Source organism: Hasllibacter halocynthiae (genome assembly GCF_003003095.1).
Lineage (GTDB): Bacteria > Pseudomonadota > Alphaproteobacteria > Rhodobacterales > Rhodobacteraceae > Hasllibacter > Hasllibacter halocynthiae.
The window spans coordinates 1,116,054-1,141,766 of record NZ_PVTT01000001.1; the positions used below are offsets into that span (position 1 = coordinate 1,116,054).

A 25,713-nucleotide genomic window follows, 5' to 3' on the forward strand; every position below is an offset into this window, starting at 1 on the left:
CGGCGAACCCCTCGGGGTCGGAGAACTGCAAGAACGGAGGGCTTCATGGCCGTCAAAGTCGCGATCAACGGGTTCGGCCGCATCGGCCGCAACGTCCTGCGGGCCATCGTGGAATCGGGCCGCACCGATATCGAGGTGGTCGCCCTCAACGACCTCGGCCCCGTCGAGACGAACGCCCACCTCCTGCGGTACGACAGCGTCCACGGCCGCTTCCCCGCCGAGGTGACGACGTCGGGCGACACGATCGACGTCGGGCGCGGCCCGATCAAGGTCACGGCCGAGCGGAACCCGGCCGACCTGCCCTGGTCCGACGTCGACATCGTGCTGGAGTGCACGGGCATCTTCACCTCACCCGAGAAGGCGCGCGCCCATCTCGAGAACGGCTCCTCCCGGGTGCTGATCTCGGCCCCGCTCTCTCAGGCGACGGGCGCGGAGAAGACGATCGTCTACGGCGTGAACGAGGACACGCTGACGGGCGAGGACCTGATCGTCTCGAACGCGTCCTGCACGACCAACTGCCTCGCCCCCGTGGCGAAGGTGCTGAACGACGCGGTCGGCATCTCGAAGGGGTTCATGACGACGATCCACTCCTACACGGGCGACCAGCCGACGCTCGACACGCTGCACAAGGACCTCTACCGCGCGCGCGCGGCGGCGCTGTCGATGATCCCGACCTCGACCGGCGCGGCCAAGGCGGTCGGCCTCGTGCTGCCCGAGCTCGACGGAAAGCTGGACGGCGTGGCGATCCGAGTGCCGACGCCCAACGTCTCGGTCGTGGACCTGACCTTCGAGGCGGCGCGCGACACCAGCGTGGACGAGATCAACGAGGCCGCCCGCGCCGCCGCCGGATCCGGCCCGCTGCAGGGCATCCTCGGCGTCACGGAGGAGAAGCTCGTCTCCTCCGACTTCAACCACGACCCCCGCTCGTCGATCTTCGCGACCGACCAGACGAAGGTGATGGAGGGCCGGATGGTCCGCGTCCTCTCCTGGTACGACAACGAGTGGGGCTTCTCGAACCGCATGGCCGACACGGCCGTCAAGATGGGCCGGTTCCTCTGACCGAACGGCGCGACATCAACCCCCCGGGGCTCTGGCCCCGGGCGGGCTTCCCCATGAACCACGGGGTCCTGGAGCCGGACGGCCGCCGGCTGCACGTGACCGGCCAGGTCGCCTGGGACGAGGAGGGCCGCGTCCTCCATTCCGGCGACGCCGGCGCGCAGACGGCGTACGCGATGGGCCTGATCGAGCGGATCGTGGCGGCAGCGGGCGGAACCCTCGCCGACCTCGTCTCGATCACGACCTACTACGTCGATCAGGACGACTACGCCGCCATCACCGAAGCCCGCCGGATCGCCCTGGACGGGACGACGGGCCCGGCTACGACCGGCATCCGCGTCGCGGGCCTCGTTCACCCGGACCTTCTGGTCGAGATCGCCGCCATCGCCGTCATCCCGGAACGCGGGGAATCCTGACGGCGTTGGGTCGCCAAAGGAGTACCGACCATGTCCCTCGCCCATGGCTTCGCCGAGATCGCCGCCCAGGACCGGCCCGACATCCTCGCCTTCCGCGTTACCGGCGCGCTCGACAAGGAGGGCATCCACGCCCTGGCCGAGCGGGCGAACGACTGGATGGACGCGCTGCCCGGCAAGGGCTCGCTCCTCCTGATCTTCGAGGCGGCCGAGGCGGACGACCTGCCTTCGGGCACCTTCGACGGCGAGATGCTGAAGGCGCGGTTCAAATCGCTTCGCAAGCTGGAGAACTACGTCGTGGCGAACGCCCCCGGCTCGGCGGGCACAATGGTAGAGGCGTTCGGCAAGGTCCTGCCGCTGGAGGCGAAGTCCTTCGACACCAGCGCCGAGGCTTGGGCCTTCCTCGGCGCACGTCCGGCCTGATCACCTATTGGCAGAGGCGGTATCCACCCCTGCGTTCCTTGATGTCCAGGTGGAGGTGGTTGGCATGGGCCGCGTCCGCGCCGGGCCCGAGCACGGTCGTGAAGTAGAGGCAGGACGCCGCGCGCACGCTGCGTTGGAAGGCCTCGGCCAGCGTCCCCTCGTCCTCGCGCGGCTCGATGGCGACGGGAGGGCCGTCGGCGAACTCGAACCCGGTGATATCGACGGCGTTGCCGAACGAGTGCTCGGATAGCGGCCCGTCCGCGCTGTTGTTCCGCCGGCGGCACATGTAGCCGTTGCCCGTGCCGACGCGCACGACCTCCCCACGTCCGAGGATCTCGGCGGCCGGCGTGACGTGCCGGTCGATCCAATCCGCGACCGAAAGCGCGGTCTCGCAACGGACGGTGATCGGAGGGGTCAGACGCGCGCCGCCCGAAAGCTTCGAGAGGAGGACCGGGTTCACGATCCCGCAATCCCGATCCTCCTCCGTCGACACGGCATCAAGGCGCTCGAATGTCGCCCCCGCCCCTTCCAGCTCGGCGAGGCAGGCGGCGAGCGCCTCGGGACCCTCGGCCAGCTCCTCCGCGATGCCGGGTCCGGCATCCGGAACCGCATGCGCTGCCGGCCCCCCGCGTGTCTCGGCGTCGATGGCGGCGATGGGCCCCTCGTCCTGGCGCGCCTCGGGGTCGGGGCGCGGCTCGGGCGCGGGCGAGGTGGCGGGCGGCACCGCCGGCGCGCCGGCATCCTGCGCAAAGGCCGCCCCGCCGATAAGCGCGGCGGCAAGGATCGCGCGGATCAACGCAGGAACTCGACCGTGGCGCCCTGCTCGACCATCCGCCCCAGCTCGTCCGCGTCCCAGTTGGTCATGCGGACGCAGCCATGGCTCTGCGCGTCGAAGAGGCTGGACGGTTCGGGCGTGCCGTGGATGCCGTAGGTCGGCTCGGTCAGGTCGATCCAGGTGCCGCCGATCGGATTGTTCGGCCCGGGCGGCAGGATCAGCATCTCGTCGTTGTCGCCTTGTTGGAAGTTCTCGTCAGGGTCGTAGGTGTAGTTCGGCTCGTAGGCGACCGCCTTGACCTCGTGCGTGCCCGACGGGCTCGGGTTGTCCTCGCTGCCGACGGCGACGGGATAGTCAGTGAGGATTTCGTCGTTCGTATCGAAGGCGCGCAGCCGGCCCGCGGGCACGTCGATCTCGATCCGGGCGACCGTTCCCTCCATGCGGTCGCCGGGGGCGGCGACGGTGATCGTCTCGCCCGGCTGGAAGGCGGCGCCGGGGTTCATGTTCCGCAGGACGTCCTCGTCCATGTGGAAACGCTCGGCCAGCTTCTCGGGGACCGAGGTGTAGGCGAGGGCATCCATCTCCGCGCGTTCGGCATAGTCCTGCGGGATGCCGCCCACGAGGCCGGATGCGTCGTCCTGTGTGATGGTGTAGCTCTGGGTGATGGCGCCTGCATCGGGGCCGCTGAGCGCCTCCCACACGTCCTCGTCCATGACGCCGTCCGCCTCCAGGCCCTCGCGCATCTCGAAGGCGCGGGTCGCCGTCTCGGTCATGCCACCGGAGTAGCCGTCGATGATGCCGGGGCTGACGCCCGCACGGTCCAGGAGGACCTGCGTCACGAAGGTGATCGCCGACTGTCCGTCCGGCAACGCGCCGCCGTCATAGGTGGCGGATTCGATCTCCTCCGCGGTGGGTGCGGCGAACGCGGGAACGGCGAGGAGCGGGGCCATCAGGGCGGCGATACGGAAGTGCATGGGGATCGAACGCGGCGGCGGGCTGATCGGTTTCCCAGGCGCCCCGCCCATGCATTCAGTGCAAGGCGGACCTTCGATGTCGGAAGTTGTTTCTGCGATGCGGCAAGTCCAGATCGGACGTGCCGCGGGGCGATGCCGCGCGGCTATCAGCATATCAGAAGGAGTGTTCCATGGGCTTCATCCAGACCATCCGCGACGCCGCGGCCAAGCGCCGCCGCTACCAGCAGACCCGCCGCGAGATCGCGCGCATGCCGATCGACGTCGCGCTCGACCTCGACATCCATCCGGGCGACGCGCACGTCATTGCGCGGCAGGCCGTCTATGGCTGAGGGCGACACGGCCGCGGAGGGCGGCACGGACGGAAATACCTAGGGGCGGCCATCCACGCGATGCGCCGCCCCTTTCATTTCTAGGACAGGTCCTGCGACAGGCGGGCCAGAAGGGCCTCCCGCACCGCGGGCGTCACGAAGGGCGCGACGTCCCCGCCCAGCCTGGCGATCTCCTTCACCAGCCTCGACGCGATGGCCTGGTGCTGGGCGTCGGCCATGAGGAACGCGGTCTCGACCGAGGCGTCGAGCTGCCGGTTCATTCCCACCATCTGGAACTCGTACTCGAAATCCGCGACCGCGCGCAGGCCGCGCACGATGACGCCTGCGCCGACGTCGTGGGCGCAGTCGATCAGAAGGTTGTCGAAGGGGTGGACGGCGATCTCCATCCCCGTCTCCGCCATGACGGCGGCGCATTCCGCCTCGACCATGCGGGTCCGCTCGTCGAGGGAGAAGACCGGATCCTTGCCGCTGTTCACCGCGACGCCGATCACGAGGCGATCCACCAAGGCCGCCGCCCGACGGACGATGTCGAGGTGACCCAGCGTGATCGGGTCGAACGTTCCCGGATAGAGCCCGATCCGCATCCCCGCCCTCCCCTTCTCAAGGCGCGGACGGGGTCGCCGGGCGTCCCGCCGGCGTCAACCGCCCGTCACGAAGTCCCGCAGCGCGTTGCGTTCGTCCCGCACCTCTTCCAGCCGGTACTTCACGATGTCCCCGAGCGAGATGAGCCCGGCGAGCGCCCCGTCCTCCAGAACGGGCATGTGGCGGAAGCGCCCTTCGGTCATCCGCTCCAACACGCCGCGCGCCGTGTCCTCGGCAGTGCAGGTCTCGACCTCCGTGGTCATCGCCTCCTCCACGGGCATCTCCAGCGCGGACGCCCCCCGCCGGGCGACCTCGCGCGCGACGTCCCGCTCCGAGAGGATGCCGGCCACCCGCCCGCCATCCGGGGTGACGACGACCGTGCCGATACGGTGCTCGGCCAGGCGCTTGACCGCGTCCAGAAGCGTGGTTCCCGGCGGGACGGTCACGATGCCGCCGGCCTTTCCCTTCAGCACTCGCTTGACGGTCATGGGCGCTCCCTCCTTCAGGTCCGCTCAGGCTGCGCGGGGCGCCGGTGCGCTGTCAATCGCTGGCGCGGGCCCTGCGGGGCGGCTAGGCATTCCCCGAATGGGCGGAGGATCGCGGCATGAGAGAGATCGGGCACTGGCTGGACGGGGCCGAGGCGGCGGGCGGATCGGGCCGCATGGCAGACGTGTTCGACCCGTCGACGGGCGAGGTGCAGGCCCGCGTCGCCCTCGCCTCCGGGGCGGAGGTGGATGCCGCCGTCGCCCGCGCGGCCGAGGCTCAGCCCGCGTGGGCCGCGACGAACCCGCAGAGGCGCGCGCGCGTCATGATGGCGCTCGTGAACCTTCTGAACCGCGACAAGGACAAGCTGGCCGAAGCCCTGTCGCGCGAGCATGGCAAGACCCACGAGGACGCCAAGGGCGACGTGCAGCGCGGCCTCGAGGTGGTCGAGTTCTGCATCGGCGCGCCCCATCTCCTGAAGGGCGAGTACACGGACGGCGCCGGCCCCGGCATCGACATGTACTCGATGCGCCAGCCGCTGGGGGTGGTGGCCGGGATCACGCCGTTCAACTTCCCGGCCATGATCCCGCTGTGGAAGCTGGCCCCGGCCCTCGCCTGCGGCAACGCGATGATCCTCAAGCCCTCCGAGCGGGATCCGACGGTGCCCATGATGATCGGCGCCCTCCTGAAGGAGGCCGGGCTGCCCGACGGCGTGTTCCAGGTGGTGAACGGCGACAAGGAGGCGGTGGACGCCCTTCTCGACAACGACGCCGTGCAGGCGGTCGGCTTCGTCGGCTCCACCCCGATTGCGCAGTACATCTACGCCAGGGGCTGCGCGAACGGAAAGCGCGTGCAGGGCTTCGGCGGCGCGAAGAACCACATGATCGTCATGCCGGACGCCGATCTCGACCAGGCGGCCGACGCGCTGGTGGGGGCGGGATACGGCGCGGCGGGCGAGCGATGCATGGCGATCTCGGTCGCCGTCCCCGTGGGCGAGGAGACCGCCGACCGCCTGATCGAGAAGCTCAAGCCCCGGGTCGAGAAGCTGAACGTCGGGCCCTGGCACGACAGGGACGCCGACTATGGCCCCGTGGTCACCGCCGCCGCGAGGGAGAACATCGAGCGGCTCGTCGCCTCCGGCGTCGAGGCGGGGGCCGAGCTGGTGGTCGATGGGCGGGACATGACCGCGCCGCAGGGCTACGAGGGCGGCTTCTGGGTGGGCCCGCACCTCTTCGACCGGGTCACGCCGGAGATGGAGATCTACCGGAAGGAGATCTTCGGCCCTGTCCTCGCGACCGTGCGCGCGGGCACCTACGAGGAGGCGCTGTCCCTCGCCATGGATCATGAATACGGCAACGGAACTGCGATCTTCACCCGCGACGGCGACGCGGCCCGCGACTTCGCCGCCCGCGTCAACGTCGGCATGGTCGGGATCAACGTGCCGATCCCGGTGCCGCTGGCCTACCACACGTTCGGCGGCTGGAAGAAGTCGGTCTTCGGCGATCTGAACCAGCACGGCCCGGACGCCTTCCGCTTCTACACCCGCACCAAGACGGTCACCGCCCGCTGGCCCTCGGGCATCAAGGAAGGGGGCGAGTTCTCCATCCCCGTGATGGAATAGGCGGGCCGGCGCGTCGAAGGACGTGAACGGCGTCCGGGCGGCGCCCAGGGCCCGGATGCCGCACCGCCCGGAAGGCGGAGGACGCCCGGCGTTGCGCGCCGCCTGCCGGCCGCGGCACTAGCTCGGCGCCAAGCGCCGTTCGGCCAGCTCGACCCAGAGGGAGGCGCCGGCGGGGATCGCCTCGTCGTCGAAGTCGTATTCGGGGTGGTGGACCGGGGCGGTGTCGCCGTTGCCTACCAGGATGTAGGCGCCCGGTCGCGCCTCCAGCATGTAGGCGAAGTCCTCGCCGCCCATCACGAGGGGCGCGTCCTCGCACCCGCCCGAAACGGCGCGCGCGGCCTCGCGCATGTGCTCCGTCTCCGTCTCGTGGTTCACCATGACGGGATAGCCCCGCTCGTAGTGGACGGTCGCCATGGCGCCGAAGCCCGCGGCGATCCCTTGCGCGATCTCCGACAGGCGCCGCTCGGCCATGTCGCGGACATCGGGGTCCAGCGTGCGGACCGTGCCGACCATCCGCAGGGTCTGCGGGATGACGTTGTGCGGCATGGTCGGGGTCTGGATGCCCGTGATGGACACCACCACCTGCTTCGTCGGGTCCGCGTTGCGCGAGGCGATGGTCTGCATCGCCGTGATCACGTGCGCCGACACCACTACGGTATCGACCGCCTCCTGCGGCTTGGCGGCGTGGCCGCCCTTGCCCTCGACGACGATCTCGAACTGATCGGCGGCCGCGAAGAACGCCCCCTCCCGGATCGAGAAGCTGCCGACGGGCTTTCCGGGCCAGTTGTGCATGCCGTAGACCTCGTCGATGTCGAAGCGGTCCATCATGCCGTCCCTGACCATCTCGTCACCGCCGCCGCCGCCCTCCTCGGCGGGCTGGAAGATGACGGCGACGCGGCCCGCGAAGTTCCGTGTCTCGGCAAGGTACTTCGCCGCCCCGAGCAGCATCGCCGTGTGCCCGTCATGGCCGCAGGCGTGCATCGCGCCCGGCGTCCGGGAGGCGTGCTCCGCGCCCGTCGCCTCGTGGATCGGCAAGGCGTCCATGTCCGCCCGCAGGCCCACGGTGCGGCCGGGCCCGTTGCCCTCGACGATGCCGACGACGCCCGTGCGGCCTATGCCCTCCACCACCTCGTCGCAGCCGAAGGCGCGCAGCTTCTCGGCCACGAAGGCCGAGGTTCTGTGCGTGTCGAACAGCAGCTCGGGGTGGCGGTGCAGGTCGCGGCGCCATTCGGCGATCTCGGGCTGCATCTCGGCCAGGCGGTTGCGGATGGGCATGGGGTCTGGTCCTCGCGAAAACGGATCGCTGCGCGGCCCGGCCGCCGCCCGCGCGCGGACATGACGGGGCGCGGGCGGGGATCGGCGCCGGGCGGCGCAGGCACGGGGCCCACCCTGCGCGCGCCTTGGGCGCGGGTCAACGCGGCGCTTGCGGCGCGGGGCGCTTTGACTTGCCGGATCGGGGCCGATCCGCCAACGTGCCGGCACGACCGGGGGCGACCCGCCTGCCGGTTCCAACGACGACCGGAGCAGAGAATGCCGCAAAGGCATCGTTCGCAGAGCCGACGCCCTTCCCGGGCCGGCCCCGCGCGCCCCGGCGCGACGACTTCCAGCAAGGAGACCACCATGAACATCAAGGCGACCCTCCTCGGCGCCGCGGCGACCGGCCTCGCACTGTCCGGCGCGGCCGCGGCCCAGACGGGCGAGCGCGGCCGCGACGGCGAGCTGCGCATCATCTACTGGCAGGCCCCGTCGATCATGAACCCGTTCCTGTCGGGCGGCACGAAGGACGTCGAGGCGGCCTCCCTCGTGCTCGAGCCGCTGGCGCGCTACGACGCCTCGGGCGAGATCGTTCCCTGGCTCGTCGAGGAGGTGCCCACCGTCGAGAACGGCGGCATCTCCGAGGACCTGACCCAGATCACCTGGAACATCACGCCCGGCCTCACCTGGTCGGACGGCACACCCTTCACCTCCGCCGACGTCGCCTTCACCTACGAGTACTGCACCGACCCCGAAGGAGGCTGCGCCCAGGTCACCAAGTTCGAAGGCGTCGAGAGCGTCGAGACCCCCGACGACCTGACGGTGGTGGTCAACTTCGCCCAGCCCACGCCCTTCCCCTACGGGCCCTTCGTCGCGGTCGAGAGCCCGATCCTCCAGGCCGCGCAGTTCGAGGACTGCGTCGGCGCGGCGGCCCCTTCCTGCACGGAGGAGAACTACAACCCGATCGGCACCGGCCCCTTCGTCGTCACCGAGTTCCGGCCCAACGACGTCATCACCTTCGAAGCGAACGAGAACTTCCGCACCGAAGGACAGCCCGCCTTCCAGACCGTCACGTTCAAGGGTGGCGGCGACGCCACCGCGGCGGGCCGCGCGGTGATGGAGACGGGCGAGTTCGACTACGCCTGGAACCTGCAGCTCGCCCCGGAGGTGATCGCCCAGATGGAGGCCGGCGGCCTCGGCACCGCCGTCGCCGGCTTCGGCCCGCTGGTCGAGCGGATCATGCTGAACAACACCAACCCCGACCCGTCCCTCGGCCCGGACGAGCGCTCGGTGGTGCGCCCGCATCCGTTCCTGTCGATCCCGGAGGTCTATCAGGCCATGTCCATGGCAATCGACCGCCCCCTCCTCGTCGAGATCGGCTACGGCCAAGCCGGCCGCGTGACCTGCAACTGGGTCCCCGCGCCCGAGATCTACGCCTCGACCTCCATGACCTGCGACGAGCAGGACATGGAAGGGGCGAAGGCCTTGCTCGACGGGGCGGACATCGTCGACCGCGACGGCGACGGAGTGCGCGAGACGCCCGAGGGCGTGCCGCTCTCGATCCTCTACCAGACCTCGACCAACGCGGTGCGCCAAGACTTCCAGGCCCTCATCAAGGAGTGGTGGGAGGAGCTCGGCCTGGAGGTCGAGCTGCGCAACGTCGACTCCTCGGTGTTCTTCGGCGGCGACCCGGGCAGCCCGGATACGTTCCAGAAGTTCTACGCCGACGTCGAGATGTACGCCAACACGTTCAATGGCACCGATCCGCAATCCTATCTCGGCAACGGTCTGTGCGACGAGGCGCCGACCCCGGCGACCCAGTGGCAGGGCGAGAACATCGCGCGCTTCTGCATGGAGGAGTACGACGCCCTTCACGCAGAGCTTCTCCAGACCGCCGAGACCGAGGAGCGGGCCCGCATCGCACGCGAGCTGAACGACATGATCGTGCAGAACGGCGGGATGATCCCCCTCGTCCATCGGGGGCGCCTGTCGGCGCACGCCAACGACCTCGGCGGCGTGGACCTCAACGTGTGGGACAGCGAGCTGTGGAACGTCGCCGAGTGGCATCGCACCGGCGAGTGAACTCTCATACGGCTCCGGCGGCACGTCCGCCGGGGCCGGCACACCCCTGAGGGGGGAGAGGGGGGCCATGCTCACCTACACCATCCGCCGGATCGGCATCGCGATCCCGACGCTGATCCTGATCGCGCTGACGATCTTCCTCCTCCTGGAGCTGGCGCCGGGCGATCCGATGGCGCAGGTGCCGCTGACCGTCCCGGCGGAGGTCAAGCAGCAGATGCGCCTCGCCCTCGGCCTGGGCGAGCCGCTGCCCCTCCGGTTCTGGAAATGGTCCGTCCAGGTCTTTTGGATCGAGCCGCAGGTCTTCGTGGACTGGCTGACCCGGGATTCGTGGCTGCTGGGCTGGCTGCCGGACACGAACCTATACGACGGGCGGCTGCGGGTGATCTCGTGGCAGACGCGGGGGCCAGTCTTCGACATCATCGTGCAGCGCCTGCCGCAGACCCTCTGGGTGGTGGGGCTGGCCTACGTGGTGGGCGTGCTGATCGCGATCCCGATCGGCATCATCTCCGCCTACCGGCAGTACTCCTGGTTCGACAACGCCGGCACGTTCGTCTCGATGATCGGCTTCTCGGTGCCGCCCTTCTTCTCGGGCGTCCTCGTCATCGTGATCTTCTCGGTCCAGCTCGGCTGGTTCCCCTCGATCTACGACACGACGCACAGGGTCACGGACTGGGACAGCTTCGTCCTTCAGTTCAAGCAGATGATCATGCCCGTCATGGTCCTCGCATTGCAGACGACGGCGCAGATCAGCCGCTACATGCGCGCCTCGATGCTGGACAATTTCGGCCAGGACTACGTCCGCACCGCCCGCGCGAAGGGACTGCGCGAGCGGTCGGTCGTCCTCGTCCACGTCCTGCGCAACTCGATGATACCGGTCGTCACCGTGGTCGCGCTGGGCGTGCCGGCGATCTTTGGGGGCGCCATCATCACCGAGCAGGTGTTCAAGGTGAACGGGATCGGCCAGCTCTTCATCACGGCGCTGCAGGCGAACGACCTGCCCATGGTGCTGACGGTCGCCTTCATCTTCGCGGTGCTGATCATCGTCTTCAACCTGATCGCCGACCTTCTCTACGGCATCCTCGACCCCCGGATCCGCTATGACTGACGCCGCCGGCCCCAAGCCCGGCCTCGCCGCCGCGGGCGCCGTGACCCCTGCCGAGGTCGAGCCGATCCCCCTGGACGAACCCACCGGCTCGCAGTGGCGCGACGTCTGGCGGCAGTTCCGCTCGCACCGGGGGGCTATGGCCGGGCTGATGGTGTTCGGCGTGATCCTCCTCGCGGTGCTGATCGGTCCCTGGCTCTGGCCGTACGACCCGACCGAGACGGACATCCGCGCGCGCAACACGCGCTGGATCTTCGCCTGCCTCGCCCTGCCCTGGGGCGAGGTCGGGTCATGCTTCCTCGACCCCGCCTCGTCGGGCCTGAAGGCGAGCTGGACGCACCCGTTCGGCACCGATCAGCTCGGCCGCGACCTTCTCGCCCGCCTGATGGGCGGGGGGCGCGTCTCGATGGCGGTGGGGGTCGCCGCGATGGCGCTGGCTCTGGTCCTTGGCACGGCGGTCGGGGTGGCTGCGGGCTACTTCCGCCGCGTCGACGGCCTGCTGATGCGGTTCACGGACCTCTTCCTCGCGCTGCCGCTCCTGCCGCTCCTCCTCGTCGCGGTGCTCCTCTTCCGGGATCAGCTGAACGCGGCGCTGGGACCCGAGTACGGAATCTTCGTGCTCATCGTCTTCGGCATCGGCATCACCTCGTGGATGCCCACGGCGCGGATCGTGCGGGGCGACGTCCTCGCCCTGAAGGAGCGGGAGTTCATCCTCGCCGCCCGCGCCGTCGGCACCCGCGACGGCGGCATGATCGCGCGTCACGTCCTGCCCAACGTCCTGTCCCCGATCATGGTATCGGCGACGCTCGGCATAGCGACGGCCATCATCACGGAGTCGGCGCTCAGCTTCCTCGGCCTCGGCTTCCCGCCCGACTTCCCGACCTGGGGGCGTCTCCTCTTCGACGGGGTGGACTACCTCCAGTCCTATCCCGAACGGGTCGTGTGGCCGGGCCTCGCGATCTCGCTGACGGTGCTGGCGGTGAACTACATCGGCGACGGCCTGCGCGACGCGCTCGACCCGCGGCTGCGGGGCCGCTGACGCGCCCTGCGGAGGCGCACAGGCGCCTGGTAGGAACGTTCCGCACGATCGGCCCGTTGCCCCGGCATGGCCGTCACCCGCGACTTGACCGAAGGGCCCGTCTGGCGCGCCCTCGCCGCCGTCTCGGCGCCCATGACGCTGGGCATACTCGCTGTGTTCTCGGTCGGGATCGTCGACGCGATCTTCCTCGGCATGATCGGCCGGACCGAGCTGGCGGCGGTGGGCTTCATCTACCCGGTCACCGTCGCCGTGACCTCCCTTTCGGTCGGCCTCTCCGCAGGGGCCAACGCGGCGCTGTCGCAGTCGCTCGGCCGGAAGGACGAGGTGGCCGCCACACGGCGCAAGGGCATCCACGCGACCCTCCTCGCGACGGTGCTCTCGCTCATCGTGGGGGCGGCCTTCTTCCTCCTCGACGCACCGCTCTTCCGCCTTCTCGGCGCGTCGGGCGAGGTTCTGGACGCGGTCGTCCTCTACACCCCGATCTGGTCGCTCTCCTTTCCGTTCCTAGTCTCGATGATGGTGGTGAACGCGATCTTCCGCGCCCATGGTGACGGCACCACGGCGGCCGGGGTCATGGTCCTGTCAGCGGTGGTGAACGTCGCGCTCGACCCGGTCCTCATCTTCGGCTGGGGGCCTATTCCCGGGCTCGGCATGGCGGGTGCCGCTTGGGCCACGCTGGCGGGGCGGGTCGCGGCCCTCGCGCTCGCGCTGGGGATCGCCTGGCGGCGGGGCCTTCTCGACACCTGCCGCTCCCCGCTGAAGGACTTCGGCGCCAGCGCGCGCGAGATCGCGGGCGTCGGGGGACCCGCCGCTTTCTCCAACGCCATCAATCCCGCGGGGCTCGCCATGGTCACGGCGGCCGTCGCGACGGTGGGCGACGCGGCCGTCGCGGGCTTCGGCGCGGCCTCGCGCGTGCAGTCGCTGATCCTCGTGCCGCTCTTCGCCCTGTCGGCCGGGATCGGGCCGGTAGTCGGCCAGAACTGGGGGGCCGGGAAGCAGGACCGCGCACGCACGGCGCTGAAGCAGTCCTGGCTGTTCTGCGCGGGCTTCGGCCTTCTTGCGGCCACGGTCGTCACGGTCTTCGCCCATCCCATCGCGGACCTCCTCGCCGCGGGGGAGGAATCGCGCCTCTACGCCATCCTCTACCTTCGGGTCATCTCTTGGTCGCTCTTCGGCTACGGAGTGCTCGTGGTGGCGAACGCGGCGATGAACGCGCGATCCAAGGCACGGTGGTCGATGATGCTCGGCATCCTCCGGACCTTCGGCCTCTTCCTGCCGCTGGCTTGGATGGGCGTGTGGGCCTTCGGATATCCCGGCATCCTGGCGGCGGCTGTGGTTGCCAACGTGACGATAGTTTGGGCCGCGGCTGTCGCCGCCCGGGCGACGGGCCTTCTTCGCACCGACGCCGCGCCGATCCGCGTCCCGGCGGAGCGCGCGCTCGCGGTGTTGCCTAAACCCGCCTCCTGACCCGGCGGACGATCCACCAGACCGTCACCGCGACGACCGGCACGGTCGCGGCCGTGAACCAGTAGCGCGGCACCCCGCCCGCCGCCTCCGCGAAAGGCGCGAGAAGGTACACGACGAGATTCACGGCATAGTAGGAGATCGCCACGAGGCTGAGCCCCTCGACCGCCTTCTGAAGCTGCAGCTGGGCGTCGGCCCGCTGGTCCATGCTGGCCAAGAGCTCCTGGTTCTGGGCCGAGCGCATGACATCCACCCGCGTCCGAAGGAGGCCCGAGACGCGCATCGCCCGCTCGGCCATGGCCTCCATCCGGCGCTGGGTGGCCTTAACGGTTCGCATGGCCGGATCGAAGCGGCGCATCATGAACTCGCCGAAGGTCTGGCGCCCGCCGAACCGCTCCTCGCGCAGCACCTCAATCCGCTGGTTCACGATGGCCTCATAGGCACGCGACGCCCCGAAGCGGAACGAGGAGGAGGCGAGCAGCGCCTCTAGCTCGGCCGAGGTGGTCAGAAGGCCCCGCAGCGTGCCCTCCGGATCCTCGATGTCGCCCGTGCAGTCACCCATCAGCGTGGAGAGCGCGGCGTCGAGGCGCGCCAGCTCGCGCCCGACCGAGCGGACGCGGGCGAGGCCCAGCATCGACATCGCCTTGTAGGTCTCGATCTCGCAGAGGCGCTGGACGATCCGTCCTATCCGTCGCTCGCCCGCGTGGTCGTGCACCCAGACGGCGAACCGCATGTGCCCCGCTGCGTCGATCCGGAAATCGCCCGCGATGGTCGCGCTGCCGTCGAGGACGTCCGATACGGCCAGGCTCTCGCCGACGAACCACTTGCCGAGGCGCGCGCGGATGGCGTCGTCGCCGGGGTGCATCTCGACGCGGATTAGGGCGCTCGTCATCCGCACGCCGGGCGCCTGCGCCAGCCAATCGGCCGGGAACGAGGAGAAGAGCGTGCCGTCGAAGGGCCGTTCGCTCACGCCGTCGCCCATGAGGGTGTAGGTGACGAACTCGGTATGCGCCTCCCACTTCAGCTCGTGCCGGCCGAGGCGGCCGAACCAATGGGTCGCCCCCGGTGGCGGGTGCGGCGCCCCGAACCGGTCGAGCAGCGCGAGAAGATGGGCGAAGTCCGCGTCGCGGTCGCGCCCGGCGGCGTCCTCGGGGCGCTTGATGGCCAGATAGGCGGCATGGCACGGCGCGGAGAGCGCCGGAAACGGCCGCGCGTGCAGCTCGTTCGCCAGCGCATAGCGCAACTCGTGGTCCCTCAGACCTGCCGTAGCCGTCCCGTCCATGAGATCGACTTTAGTGCACCGAGCGATGCGAGGAAGAGCGGGCGCGCAGGGCGGTCCTTGCGAAGTGCCGTTGCGGCAACCATCGGGACCGGAGGCCGGCGTTGATCGACAGCGTCTCTAAGTCGTCGAGACTGGGAATGACTTCGCTGCCGCTCCGCGCGGCCCAACAGCCGATCGCTTCACAGGTCATGCCATGGCCGAGCGCATCGCCAACCTGTCCGTAGAAGTCGAACGCGCTGCCCAAGATCGCAACGCCCTCGGATTCGCCCTTTTCGAAGGCTTCGCGTCAATCGAGGTAGGCGGGTTTCCCGCCGGACACGAAGGCGCCATGGATGCAGTCAATCGAGATCGCCGGCGGAATGCCGTTCGGCGACGCCGCCTTCCTCGGGGGCGGTGGGACGGTTCACCTTGCGGCCGCGCAGGACCGCGGGACGCGCGTCGATGGCCTTCGCCCAGCGCATGACGTTCCCGTACTCCCCCACCGACAGGAACTCGGCCGCGTCATAGGCGCGCCCGAGGACGAGGTTGCCGTACCACGGAAAGGTCGCGACGTCCGCGATCGAGTAGCCAGCGCCGCCCAGCCACTCCACCTCCGCGAGCCGCCGGTCGAGGACGTCGAGCTGGCGCTTGGTCTCCATCGCGAAGCGGTCGATCGGGTATTCCTGCGGGAAGGGTGCGTAGGCGTAGAAATGCCCGAATCCCCCGCCGAGATAGGGCGCCGAACCCTGAAGCCAGAAGAGCCAGTTCAACTCCTCCGTTCGGTCGGCGCCCCGGCCGAGGAAGGCGCCGAACTCCTCCGCGAGGTAGAGCAGGATCGCGCCCGACTCGAACACCCGCCGTCCGTCCTTGCGGTCCAGCAGCGCGGGGATCTTCCCGTTCGGATTGATCGCCGTGAAGCCGGAGCCGAACTGGTCCCCCTTCGAGATGTCGATCAGCCAGGCATCGTACTCGGCGTCGAATCCTGCGGCGAGCAACTCCTCGAGGAGGATCGTCACCTTCTGCCCGTTTGGCGTGCCGAGCGAGTGGAGCTGGAACCGATGCTCGCCCAGGGGCAGTTCGGCATCGTGCGTGGCCCCCGCGACGGGCCGGTTGGTCGTGGCCCACTTCCCCCCGCTCTCCCGATCCCAGGTCCAGACCTTCGGTGGGGTGTAGTCTTCAGCCATCGGGCACGCTCCGTCGTCGTTCGCATCGGTTCGGGCGCCGGCGAACGGCGCGGGATTGGGGGCCGCGGGGCGGAAGACGCCCCGGCCCGGAGGATCACATCATCGCAGTGACCATGCAGGTCGCCATCTCGATCTCGGCATCGTCATCGACATCCGACAGGCGCACCGTGCAGATCGTGGCGCTGGTGAACGGACCGGACGGCATGTCCATTCCCTCGGGCGGGTTGAGGGTGCCGCTCTCGTAGAACGCGACCTCGGCGCCGATGCGGTTGTCCGGCACCTGCCAGGCACCGCGGACCATAACCTCTAGGTCGTAGTCGTCGATCATGTCGCCGGTCATGCCCTGCATGCCGCCGGCCTGCATCGCGAACTCCTCCAGCTCGGAGGCGTCGATGGCCATGGTGAAGGCTGCCGCCGGCCCTTCGGATGACAGCGCCGTGCCGGCGAAGTAGAACGGCGCCTCGTCGGCGGTGTTCTCGGACATCCAGCCGGCGATGCCCTTCCAGTTCCCCGACTGCACGGCGGAGGTCGCCTCGTCGGCGATCGGGTTGAAGAAGTCGTTGGCGATCTGCTGCGCGTCGCCGCCCGACTGATCCTGCGCGAGGGCGGGAACGGCGAGCATGGCGATCGCGGCTGCGGAGGTGAGGATGCGCATCGTGGTCTTCCTTCTTGGCGTGTGTGCAGGAACGGACGTGCCGTCCCATCCGCAAAACGAAGATGGGGGGAGGGCGCGTTCCTCCGCGGGGGCAGGAAAACGCATGACACTCCGCACCCCCGGGCAATCTTCCGCCAAGCCGGCGGTACCCCCCCGGGGGGAAGAGGGACTTCGCGCCCGCGCCCTTCAGTCCAGCCGCTTCAGCAGCGCATCCACGGACGCCTTCGCATCACCGTAGAACATGCGCGTGTTATCCTTGTAGAAGAGCGGGTTCTCGATCCCGGAATAGCCCGTCCCCTGCCCCCGCTTGCTTACGAACACGTCCTTCGCCTTCCAGACCTCCAGCACCGGCATGCCGGCGATGGGGCTGTTCGGATCGTCCTGCGCAGCCGGGTTCACGATGTCGTTCGAGCCGATGACGATCACAACGTCCGTGTCCGGGAAGTCGTCGTTGATCTCGTCCATCTCCAGCACGATGTCGTAGGGCACCTTCGCCTCGGCCAGGAGGACGTTCATGTGGCCGGGCAGCCGTCCGGCGACGGGGTGGATGGCGAAGCGCACCTCCTTGCCCTTCGCCCGCAGCTTGCGGACCAGTTCGGACACGGATTGCTGCGCCTGCGCGACGGCCATGCCGTAGCCCGGCACGATGACGACGGAGGACGCCTCCTCCAGCGCCGCAGCCACGCCGTCGGCGTCGATGGCGACCTGCTCGCCCTCGACGGCCATCTGCTCGCCTGCGGCGCCGCCCCAGCCGCCGAGGATCACCGACAGGAAGGAACGGTTCATCGCCTTGCACATGATGTAGCTCAGGATCGCGCCGGAGGATCCCACCAACGCGCCCACCACGATCAGCAGGTCGTTCCCGAGGCTGAAGCCGATCGCCGCCGCCGCCCAGCCAGAATAGCTGTTCAGCATCGAGACGACGACCGGCATGTCCGCCCCGCCGATCCCCATGATGAGGTGGTAGCCCACGAAGAGCGCCGCGAGCGTCATCAGAAGCAACCACCCCCCCCAGCCGGTCGCCATGTAGAGGACGAGGCAGAGGAGCGAGACCCCTAGCGCCGCCGCGTTCAGCCCATGCCCGCCGGGAAGCTGCCGCGCACCCGTGTCCACCCGCCCGGCTAGCTTGCCATAGGCGATGACGGAGCCGGTGAAGGTCACCGCGCCGATGAACACGCCGAGGAACAGCTCGATCCGCAGGATCGCGATCTCGGCCGGGATCTTGGTCGCCACCAGCGCCGCGAATCCCCGGAAGGCTCCGGCGATCTCGGCGGCGGCGATGGCCTGGACCGGGTCTATGGGCTGGCCCGCATAGGGAAAGGGCACGCCCACGGCGCCGAACGCCGCCTGGACGCGCTCGATCTCGACATGGGCGTTGAAGCCCACGAACACCGCCGCCAGCCCGACGAGGGAATGCATCGCCGCGACCAGCTCGGGCATCTGCGTCATCTGCACCCGCCCGGATAGCTGCCAGCCGATCACCCCGCCAAGGGCGATCAGGATCAGCGACAGAAGCCACAGCCCCGATCCCGGGCCGATCAAAGTGGCGAAGATCGCCAGCGCCATCCCGACGATGCCGTACCAAATGGCGCGCTTCGCGCTCTCCTGCCCGGAGAGCCCGCCGAGGGACAGGATGAACAGCACGGCCGCGACGACGTAGGCTGCGATGGTGAAGCCGCCTGTCATTCGGCGTCCCTCCGGGATTTCAGGAATTTAGAGAGGATGAAGAGGTCGATCACCGCCACGAGCGCGCCGGCCGCCGCGCCCAGGAACGTGCCCGCCGTTCCCGTGCCCAGCGCGAAGGCCGCGATCAGCGCGCCCGCCACCGCGCCGAGCGCGGCCGTCAACACGGTGAGAAGGCGGCCGGACCTCACGACCGCTCGAACATGGCCAGCATGCGGCGCGTCACCAGGAACCCGCCGAAGATGTTGATCCCGCACATGAACACCGCGAGCGCCGCCAGGATCAGCACAAGCCACGAGCCAGAGCCGATCTGCATCAGCGCCCCGAGGATGACGATGGAGGAGATCGCGTTCGTCACCGCCATCAGCGGCGTGTGCAGCGAATGGGCGACGCCCCAGATCACCTGGAAGCCGACGAAGCAGGCCAGGGTGAAGACGATGAAGTGCTGCAGGAACGAGAGCGGCGCGACGAGGCCGACGAGCAGCACGAGGAGCCCCGCCCCGGCGAGAAGGCCGACCTGGCGCTTCGTCTCCTCCCGGAAGGCGGCGACCTCGGAGGCGCGCCGCTCCTCGGCGGTCTGCTCGGGGGGCTTCTCCTTCCTCGGGGCCGCCGCGATCGCCTTGGTCTTCGGCGGCGGCGGCGGCCAGGTGATCGCCCCCTCGTGGACGACGGTGGCGCCCCGGATGACGTCGTCCTCCATGTCGTGCACGATCACGCCGTCCTTCTCGGGCGTCAGGTCCGCCAGCATGTGCCGGATGTTGTTGGCATAAAGCGTCGAGGCCTGCGCCCCCATCCGGCTGGCGTAGTCGTCGTAGCCGATGATCCTGACGCCGTGCTTCACGACGACGGCGCCACGCTTCGTCAGCGTGCAGTTGCCCCCGTTCGCCGCGGCGAGGTCCACGACCACGCTTCCGGGCTTCATCGACTGGACCATGTCCTCGGTCCAGAGCTCGGGGGCCGGGCGGCCCGGGATCAGGGCCGTGGTGATGACGATGTCCATCTCGGGCGCCAGCTCGCGGAACTTCGCCAGCTGCGCCTCGCGGAACTCGGGGGATGAGGGGGCCGCGTAGCCGCCCGTCTCGGACCCGTCCTGCGCCTCCTCGAAGTCGAGGAACACGAACTCCGCGCCCATCGACTCGATCTGCTCGGAGACCTCGGGCCGCACGTCGAAGGCGTAGACCTGCGCGCCCAGCGAGGTCGCCGTGCCGATGGCGGCCAGCCCCGCGACACCCGCGCCGACGACCAGCACCTTCGCGGGCGGCACCTTGCCGGCCGCCGTGACCTGGCCGTTCAGGAAGCGGCCGAACTGGTTCGCCGCCTCTATGGTCGCACGATAGCCCGCGATGTTCGCCATCGAGGACAGCGCGTCCATCTTCTGCGCCCGGCTGATGCGGGGCACCATCTCCATCGCGACGATCGTGGCGCCCTCGTCGGCGGCCATCTCCATCAGGGCGTTGTCCTCGGACGGCCCGACGAAGGAGATCAGCGTCATGCCCTCCTTCAGCCGCTTGGCTTCGGCTTCCGTCGGCTTGTTCACCTTGACCACGACGTCGGACTGGTTCCAGAGCGCGGGCGCGGTCTTGACGACCTCGACGCCCGCGGCCTCGTACTCGGCGTCCGAGAAGCCCGACGCGGCGCCAGCGCCGGCTTGGATCAGGCAGTCGTGGCCCAGCTTCCGTATGGCCTTCGCGCTGTCCGGTGTCATGGCAACCCGGGTCTCGGGGGACTGCTCCTTCGGGGCGCCGATCCTCATGGCCGTCCTTTCCGCCACTTCCGGGCTCCGCGTCGTCGTCCGGCGCGGCATCCCCGCCACTATGGCCGCCGCGCCACCGGACGCAACAGCGGCAGGGGCCGCACCTGTGGCACGCGCGCAACGCCCCGCCCCCGGCCGGCCTATTGCCCCGTCCCTCGCGAAGCATGCGCGCTACGCTTTGGACGATGACGGACTTCGCTGCCACGAAAGCCGCCTTCGCGCTGCCCGAAGGCGTCGCCTATCTCGACGGAAACTCGCTCGGGCCTTTGCCGAAGGCGGCGCCGGGGCGCGTTGCCCATGCCATGAAGGCCGAATGGGGCCGGCGCCTGATCCGCGGCTGGAACGAATGCGGCTGGATGGCCGCGCCGACGGCCCTGGGCGACCGCGTCGGACGCCTGATCGGCGCGCCACCGGGCACGACCGTGATGGGCGACACGCTGTCGGTGAAGGTCTACCAGGCCCTCGCCGCCGCGCTGGAGATGCGGCCCGACCGGCGGGTGATCCTGTCGGACACGGGCAACTTCCCCTCCGATCTCTACATGGCCGAAGGGCTGATCCGCACCCTCGGCCAAGGACACGAGCTGCGCCTCGTCGCGCCCGAGGCCGTGGAGGAGGCGATCGGGGAGGACGTCGCGGCCCTCATGCTGACGGAGGTCGACTATCGCACCGGCCGGCGCCACGATATGCGCGCGCTGACGGCCAGGGCCCATGCGGCGGGCGCGCTGGCGATCTGGGACCTCGCCCATTCCGCGGGCGCCATTCCGGTCGACCTCTCGGCGGCCGGGGCCGACTTCGCGGTGGGCTGCACCTACAAGTATCTCAACGGCGGGCCGGGCGCGCCGGCGTTCATGCACGTGGCCTCCCGGCACCTGGACCGCGCCCGCCCCGCCCTCTCGGGCTGGCTCGGCCACGAGGCGCCCTTCGACTTCGATCTGCACTACCGCGCCGGCACGGGGATCGACCGGATGCGCGTCGGCACGCCCCCCATCTTGCAGCTCGCCGCGCTGGAGGCGGCGCTGGACGTCTGGGACGACGTGGACATGACCGCGCTCGACGCTCGCCGGGCCGCCCTGACGGACCGGCTCGTCGTCGCCGTCGAGGGGTCGTGCGAGGGGGTCGCCCTCGCCTCGCCGCGCGACGCCGGCCTGCGCGGCTCGCAGGTCTCCTTCCGGCACCCGGAAGCCTACGCCGTGATGCAGGCGCTCATCGCGCAGGGCGTGATCGGCGATTTCCGCGCGCCCGACATACTGCGCTTCGGGCTCGCCCCCCTCTACAACGACGAGGCGGACGTCGACCGTGCCGCAGCGGTCCTCGCGGAGGTGCTCGCCACCCGCGCCTGGGATGCGCCGGAATACGCTGCGCGCAAGGCCGTGACATGAGGGCCCGCATCCGCCCGTTCCGCGCGGCCGACGCCTGGACCTGCCGACGGATCATGTACGATTCCATCCATGTAGGCGCCGCCAGGCACTACGACCGCGCCCAACGGGCCGCTTGGATCGACAGCCCCCAGCCGCCCGAGAGTTGGCTCGACCGGCTAGCGGATCACGTCACCCTCCTCGCCGAAGAGGTGACGGCGGAGGCGGACCTGCCCGTCGCCTTCGGCACTATGCGCCGCGACGGGTATCTCGACCTTCTCTTCGTCCGGCCGGAGGTCATCGGAAGAGGCGTCGCCGGTCCGCTCCTCGACGCGCTGGAGGAAGGCGTCGCCGATGCGTGCCCGCCCCGCTTCCACGCCCGCGCCTCGCTGATGGCGCGCCCATTCCTCGAGCGGCGCGGCTGGTCGGTCACCGCCGAGGCGCCGCAGACCCGGACGGGCGTCACCTTGCCCGCCTTCGACATGGAATGGATCGTCCTCGGCTCGGAGGACGCGGCCTAGGCCGCGGGGGCGGCAGCGGGCGCCACCGGGAAGTCCAGCTCGAAGCGCAGGCGGCCCCGGCCGTGCTCGCGGCGCATCCGGCCCTTCAGCGCGGCGACGCACTGCTCGGCGAGCACTGCACCGAAAGCAGCCGGCGCTTGATCGGTCGGGCCCGCAACTCCGCCAGGGACCGTCTCCTCCCATATGAAGGCCGCATGGCGGGCTTCCTGCCGCGCCAGCGTCACGCGAAGGGCACCGTCCGACCGGCCCAGCGCGCCGCGCTCGGCGGCTTCGCCCGCCAGTTCGTAGACGAGCATCGCCAGTGTCGCGGCGTCCGCGGTCGGCAGGACGATGCCCGGCTGGACCTGCAGGACGACGCGGGATCCGCCCCCTTCCTTCCAGGGTGCCAGCGCCGCCTCCAGCACGTCGAGCGCAGGAACCGAAACCGCCGCCCCCCCGACCCCTCGCGCAAGGCGGGACGAGATCGCGTGCGTGTCCGCCAGCGCCTGCACCTGTCCCCGAAGGGTCCTTGCGAACGACGCCCGGTCCCCGCCGAACCGCTCGCCCATGTTCACGAGCGCCCGGATCGCGGCGAAGGCGTTCTTCACGCGGTGGTCCATCTCCTCGGCCATGGCCTCCAGCCGGGCCTCGGCCTCCTTGGCCTCCGTCGCGTCCCAGTTGACGCCGATCATCTGCAGCGCCGTGCCGTCCGGGGCACGCCGGGTGACGTGACCCCGCGCGCCCAGCCAGCGCGACCGGGCACGGTCCGTCTCGAGGTCGACGCCAATGTCCCGGAACTCGACCTCGTAGAAGGCGTCGTGCTCGAGCGACGCGGCCACCTCGACCTGCACGCGGGGGAGGTCGTCGGGATGCATGCGGGCGTAGACCTGGTCGGCAGGCCAGGGCTGGTCGTCGAAATCGAGCTGCAGGAGGTCCGCCACCACCGTGTCCCCGGTGACCATGTTCGACGGGATGTCCAGGGTCCAGGTCCCCATGCGCCCCGCCTCCAGCGCGACGAGCGCGCGGCCCGCAGCGTCGACGGCGTCCATCCCGCCCAGCCGCTCGCGCAGCCGATCCGCGAAGGAAGAGGATGCCTTCGTCATCTCAAACGGCCTGCGAGGCGAGGGTACGCACGAGCACCTCGTTGCGCGACGGCTTGGCGAGGATCGTCGCGCCGGGAAATCGCCGCTGAAGCCGCTCGAGGCGCGCATGGCCGGAATGGAACACCAAGGGCACGCTCCGCTCGGCCAGCTTCTCGGCCAGGGGGAAGACATCGCCGTCGGGCAGGCGAACGTCCAGGAGCGCGACGTCCCAGGCCCCGTCGGCGTGACCAAGCCCCTCGGCCAGATCCCCGGCCGAGACCACCGTTGCGCCGTGCTCCTCCAGGAGCCAGCTCAGATCGAGGCGAACGAGGAACTCGTCCTCGACGAGAAGCACCGTCCGCCCCGCCAGATCATTCGCCACGGTTCCTCGCCACCCTGTCCGCCCGCGGGACATTATGGTTCGCGGGCTACAGGTCAACGCTTCGTCCGTGCGCCTCCTCAGCGCCCGGTCGGAGTGGCCTCCGACAACCACAGGTCGTAGTCCGAGACGAGCAGGCGCGCTGGCGCCTCGTCCTCCTCGATATCGCTGAACCGTCCGATCGGATCGCGGAACACGTTGTCCGTCTCGTCGTCGTTCACTGTCGAGACCTCGCCGACCAGCACCGCGCCGCCCTCCCCCCAGAAGGCGTGCCAGTCGCCCGGCATCAACGTCACGGACTCCCCCCGGGCGAGACGCAGCACCTCGCCGGGGGCGAATTCCCGCGCCGTGCCGTCCACCAGCACCGTACCGCCCCGGCCTTCGTCGAAGCGCCCCTCCCCGTCCGAGCCGTGGAGTTGCACCGCCAGCGTCCCGCCGCCCCGGTTGATGATGTCCTCGGCCTTGATGCGGTGCGTGTGCATCGGGGAAAGCTGCCCCTCCTGGGAGACCAGCAACTTCTCGGCGTAGGCCATGCCCCGCCCCGCAGCGAGGTCGCCGGGGCGACCGTTCCGCAGCGTGAAGAGGACCAGCCCCATCTCGTCGAACCGCCCTGCGCCGTAATCGGTCACGTCCCAGCCCATTCGCGCCTCGGCGATGCGGGTGCCGGCGGCGCGCCGGACAAGCTCCCACGGGCCCCAACGGGCGAAGGGGGGCAGGACGAACCCGTGATCGCGCATCATGCCCTCAGCGCGCGCGATGACTTCGTTGACGACGGAACGTCTCATCCCGGCCCCCGTTGATCTTTCCGACCATATAACGTCATGCCAGCCCGCCGGCGACCGCCGGACTCCCCTCGAAGGAGATCCTACATGAAGAACGTGCTCCTCGCCGTCGCCGCTACGATCTGCGCCATGCCGGCCCTCTCGCAAACCGAGCCGGGGGACGACATAGGCGGCATCGGCACCGCCACGTGCGAAGACATCTCCGGCGTCGAGAACCTGCCCCTGCTCGCCCAGGCTACGGATTGGGGGCTGGGCTATCTCGCCGGGCGGCAGGACGGTGGGCAGGATGTCACCGAGGCGGCCACCCTCTCGACCGCCGATCCGGCGGACGTGGCGATTGCGATCGGCACCTACTGCCGCGAGTATCCCTATGCCCTCGTCCTCGATGCGGCGCGGGACTACGGGCTCGACGTGTTCGCCGAAGGGCCCCGGCCCGATCCGGCGCTCGGCCCCGATCTGCCCAACAGGCGCCCCGCCGCGCGGCCCGAGGACTGGCCCCCCGCGGCAGCCATCGTGGCGAACGTCCAATATTCGGACGGCCAGTCGAACCTCATCGCCACCTTGCGGCGCATGACGGAGGGCGAACCGACGACCGAGGACCGTCTTTCGACGCAGTCGCGTCCCTCCGGCGTCGTACCCGGCCTGCGACCGATGCCGCGCCCGGACCGGATCTAGGCGGCGGCGGCGGGCCGTTCCCCGGCCCGCCAAGCGCGGCACGCCGCCCCGAACGCGGTGAAAAGGGGCGCGCTGACTGGATCGGCGGCAGCGCGCCATTCCGGATGCCACTGCACCCCCAGCGCGAAGCCCGGCGCACGGTCGATTCGGATCGCCTCGGCGGTGCCGTCGGGCGCGCGGCCCTCGACCACCACGCGCGGTCCCGGCCGGTCGATGCCCTGTCCGTGCAGGCTGTTCGTCCGCACCACCTCGCCGCCGAGGAGCCGTGCGAACGTGCCGCCCGGCGTCAGCGCCACGTCGTGGCGGAGGGCGAACTTCTCCTCCAGGGTGCCGTCGGGGGGCATCCGGTGGTTGTCGCGCCCCGGCAGGTCCCGGATCTCCGGGTGGAGGGTCGAACCGAAGGCGACCGCCATTTCCTGGAAGCCGCGGCAAATCGCGAGGAACGGTTGGCCCGTTCTCGCCAACGCGCGGATCAGCGGCAGCGCCAGCCGGTCGCGGTCACGGTCGAAGGCACCATGCGCCTCCGTGGCGGCCTCGCCGTACTCCTCCGGATGGACGTTGGGGCGTCCCCCGGTGAAGAGGAACCCGTCGCAAGCGACCATCACCTCGTCCAGCGTGCCGTAGCAGGGGGCCGCCGGAACGATGAGGGGCACGCCCCGGGCGGCATCGCGCACGGCCTCGCAGTTCAGCGTCCCGGCCGCGTGCACGGTGTACTCGTCGTTGATGAGGTAGCTGTTGCCGATGATGCCGATGACGGGACGCATTGGGGGGACTCCTTCGGCGCCACCCATATCCCGCTGCCGCCCG

The 25,713-nt window shown here is 70.1% G+C and carries 27 protein-coding genes; 12 read left to right on the plus strand and 15 right to left on the minus strand.

The features are described 5' to 3' along the window. Positions 1–45: 45 nt before the first annotated feature. The 3 genes from gap to BCF33_RS05615 are packed head-to-tail and all read left to right on the plus strand — an operon-like array spanning position 46 to position 1,892. On the plus strand, positions 46–1,059 hold the full coding sequence (gene gap / locus BCF33_RS05605) for a type I glyceraldehyde-3-phosphate dehydrogenase (RefSeq protein WP_106159889.1): 1,014 nt from the start codon (positions 46–48) through the stop codon (positions 1,057–1,059). A gap of 53 nt (positions 1,060–1,112) precedes the next feature. Continuing rightward, entirely contained in the window at positions 1,113–1,472 is a 360-nt protein-coding gene (locus BCF33_RS05610) for a RidA family protein (RefSeq protein ID WP_106159890.1), read from the plus strand. 30 nt (positions 1,473–1,502) lie between these two features. Continuing rightward, entirely contained in the window at positions 1,503–1,892 is a 390-nt protein-coding gene (locus tag BCF33_RS05615; protein ID WP_106159891.1) for an STAS/SEC14 domain-containing protein, read from the plus strand. A gap of 4 nt (positions 1,893–1,896) precedes the next feature. Here BCF33_RS05615 and BCF33_RS05620 read toward each other — a convergent pair whose 3' ends face one another. Both BCF33_RS05620 and BCF33_RS05625 read right to left on the minus strand, forming a co-directional pair. Next, a complete protein-coding gene (locus BCF33_RS05620; RefSeq protein WP_158259354.1) occupies positions 1,897–2,688 on the minus strand; it encodes an extensin-like domain-containing protein in 792 nt (263 codons plus the stop codon). Next, positions 2,685–3,641, minus strand: a complete 957-nt coding sequence (locus BCF33_RS05625) for a L,D-transpeptidase family protein (protein WP_106159893.1) — start codon at positions 3,639–3,641, stop codon at positions 2,685–2,687. Before BCF33_RS05625 ends, BCF33_RS05620 begins: the two co-directional genes overlap by 4 nt. A gap of 170 nt (positions 3,642–3,811) precedes the next feature. On the opposite strand from BCF33_RS05625, the gene BCF33_RS14190 reads away from it, so the two are divergent. Next, complete coding sequence (locus BCF33_RS14190) at positions 3,812–3,970, plus strand: hypothetical protein (protein ID WP_170073278.1); 159 nt, start codon at positions 3,812–3,814, stop codon at positions 3,968–3,970. Positions 3,971–4,050: 80 nt separating this feature from the next. Here the strand turns inward: BCF33_RS14190 and coaD are convergent, their stop codons facing one another. Both coaD and BCF33_RS05635 read right to left on the minus strand, forming a co-directional pair. Further along, complete coding sequence (gene coaD / locus BCF33_RS05630; RefSeq protein ID WP_106159894.1) at positions 4,051–4,554, minus strand: pantetheine-phosphate adenylyltransferase; 504 nt, start codon at positions 4,552–4,554, stop codon at positions 4,051–4,053. A 54-nt stretch (positions 4,555–4,608) separates the two neighbouring features. Next, a complete protein-coding gene (locus BCF33_RS05635; RefSeq protein ID WP_106159895.1) occupies positions 4,609–5,040 on the minus strand; it encodes a CBS domain-containing protein in 432 nt (143 codons plus the stop codon). 116 nt (positions 5,041–5,156) lie between these two features. On the opposite strand from BCF33_RS05635, the gene BCF33_RS05640 reads away from it, so the two are divergent. After that, positions 5,157–6,656 carry a CoA-acylating methylmalonate-semialdehyde dehydrogenase gene (locus BCF33_RS05640; RefSeq protein WP_106159896.1) on the plus strand — a complete coding sequence of 500 codons (1,500 nt, stop codon included), beginning with the start codon at positions 5,157–5,159 and terminating at the stop codon, positions 6,654–6,656. A gap of 117 nt (positions 6,657–6,773) precedes the next feature. Here the strand turns inward: BCF33_RS05640 and BCF33_RS05645 are convergent, their stop codons facing one another. Further along, the gene (locus tag BCF33_RS05645) at positions 6,774–7,931 is read right to left on the minus strand and encodes a M20 aminoacylase family protein (protein WP_106159897.1); all 1,158 of its coding nucleotides are present in this window, start codon (positions 7,929–7,931) and stop codon (positions 6,774–6,776) included. 345 nt (positions 7,932–8,276) lie between these two features. Here BCF33_RS05645 and BCF33_RS05650 point away from each other — a divergent pair, with 345 nt between their 5' ends. The 4 genes from BCF33_RS05650 (at position 8,277) to BCF33_RS05665 (ending at position 13,600) form a co-directional block, all read left to right on the plus strand. After that, a complete protein-coding gene (locus BCF33_RS05650) occupies positions 8,277–9,992 on the plus strand; it encodes a peptide ABC transporter substrate-binding protein (protein WP_106159898.1) in 1,716 nt (571 codons plus the stop codon). A gap of 67 nt (positions 9,993–10,059) precedes the next feature. After that, a complete protein-coding gene (locus tag BCF33_RS05655; RefSeq protein WP_106159899.1) occupies positions 10,060–11,097 on the plus strand; it encodes an ABC transporter permease in 1,038 nt (345 codons plus the stop codon). After that, positions 11,090–12,133: an ABC transporter permease gene (locus BCF33_RS05660; RefSeq protein WP_106159900.1), complete on the plus strand. Its 1,044-nt coding sequence runs from the start codon at positions 11,090–11,092 to the stop codon at positions 12,131–12,133. Before BCF33_RS05655 ends, BCF33_RS05660 begins: the two co-directional genes overlap by 8 nt. A gap of 66 nt (positions 12,134–12,199) precedes the next feature. Beyond that, entirely contained in the window at positions 12,200–13,600 is a 1,401-nt protein-coding gene (locus BCF33_RS05665; RefSeq protein ID WP_106159901.1) for an MATE family efflux transporter, read from the plus strand. On the opposite strand, the gene BCF33_RS05670 is transcribed toward BCF33_RS05665, so the two are convergent. The 6 genes from BCF33_RS05670 to BCF33_RS05695 form a co-directional block, all read right to left on the minus strand. Then, positions 13,584–14,879, minus strand: a complete 1,296-nt coding sequence (locus BCF33_RS05670) for a DUF3422 family protein (protein WP_106159902.1) — start codon at positions 14,877–14,879, stop codon at positions 13,584–13,586. The genes BCF33_RS05665 and BCF33_RS05670 overlap by 17 nt on opposite strands. Positions 14,880–15,217: 338 nt before the next feature. After that, entirely contained in the window at positions 15,218–16,042 is an 825-nt protein-coding gene (gene yghU, locus BCF33_RS05675) for a glutathione-dependent disulfide-bond oxidoreductase (protein ID WP_106159903.1), read from the minus strand. A gap of 94 nt (positions 16,043–16,136) precedes the next feature. After that, complete coding sequence (locus BCF33_RS05680; protein ID WP_106159904.1) at positions 16,137–16,697, minus strand: hypothetical protein; 561 nt, start codon at positions 16,695–16,697, stop codon at positions 16,137–16,139. Between the two features lie 186 nt (positions 16,698–16,883). Beyond that, entirely contained in the window at positions 16,884–18,383 is a 1,500-nt protein-coding gene (locus BCF33_RS05685; protein WP_106159905.1) for an NAD(P)(+) transhydrogenase (Re/Si-specific) subunit beta, read from the minus strand. After that, positions 18,380–18,571, minus strand: coding sequence for a hypothetical protein (locus tag BCF33_RS05690; RefSeq protein ID WP_106159906.1), 192 nt, complete (start codon positions 18,569–18,571; stop codon positions 18,380–18,382). The genes BCF33_RS05685 and BCF33_RS05690 overlap by 4 nt, the downstream gene beginning before the upstream one ends. Beyond that, on the minus strand, positions 18,568–20,133 hold the full coding sequence (locus tag BCF33_RS05695; RefSeq protein WP_106159907.1) for a Re/Si-specific NAD(P)(+) transhydrogenase subunit alpha: 1,566 nt from the start codon (positions 20,131–20,133) through the stop codon (positions 18,568–18,570). Before BCF33_RS05695 ends, BCF33_RS05690 begins: the two co-directional genes overlap by 4 nt. A 185-nt stretch (positions 20,134–20,318) precedes the next feature. Here BCF33_RS05695 and kynU point away from each other — a divergent pair, with 185 nt between their 5' ends. After that, complete coding sequence (gene kynU, locus BCF33_RS05700; RefSeq protein WP_106159908.1) at positions 20,319–21,512, plus strand: kynureninase; 1,194 nt, start codon at positions 20,319–20,321, stop codon at positions 21,510–21,512. A 53-nt stretch (positions 21,513–21,565) separates the two neighbouring features. Continuing rightward, positions 21,566–22,009, plus strand: coding sequence for a GNAT family N-acetyltransferase (locus BCF33_RS05705; protein ID WP_158259355.1), 444 nt, complete (start codon positions 21,566–21,568; stop codon positions 22,007–22,009). Here the strand turns inward: BCF33_RS05705 and BCF33_RS05710 are convergent. The 3 genes from BCF33_RS05710 to BCF33_RS05720 all read right to left on the minus strand — a co-directional run bounded on the left by BCF33_RS05710 (position 22,006) and on the right by BCF33_RS05720 (position 24,234). Beyond that, a complete protein-coding gene (locus BCF33_RS05710; protein ID WP_106159910.1) occupies positions 22,006–23,091 on the minus strand; it encodes an HWE histidine kinase domain-containing protein in 1,086 nt (361 codons plus the stop codon). The genes BCF33_RS05705 and BCF33_RS05710 overlap by 4 nt on opposite strands. Position 23,092: 1 nt before the next feature. Next, positions 23,093–23,452, minus strand: coding sequence for a response regulator (locus BCF33_RS05715; RefSeq protein ID WP_211292356.1), 360 nt, complete (start codon positions 23,450–23,452; stop codon positions 23,093–23,095). A 77-nt stretch (positions 23,453–23,529) separates the two neighbouring features. Then, positions 23,530–24,234, minus strand: a complete 705-nt coding sequence (locus BCF33_RS05720; protein WP_106159912.1) for a D-lyxose/D-mannose family sugar isomerase — start codon at positions 24,232–24,234, stop codon at positions 23,530–23,532. Positions 24,235–24,318: 84 nt separating this feature from the next. Between BCF33_RS05720 and BCF33_RS05725 the strand changes: the two genes are divergently transcribed. Then, a complete protein-coding gene (locus tag BCF33_RS05725; protein WP_106159913.1) occupies positions 24,319–24,906 on the plus strand; it encodes a hypothetical protein in 588 nt (195 codons plus the stop codon). Here the strand turns inward: BCF33_RS05725 and BCF33_RS05730 are convergent. After that, positions 24,903–25,670, minus strand: a complete 768-nt coding sequence (locus BCF33_RS05730; RefSeq protein WP_106159914.1) for a gamma-glutamyl-gamma-aminobutyrate hydrolase family protein — start codon at positions 25,668–25,670, stop codon at positions 24,903–24,905. The genes BCF33_RS05725 and BCF33_RS05730 overlap by 4 nt on opposite strands. Positions 25,671–25,713 lie beyond the last annotated feature (43 nt).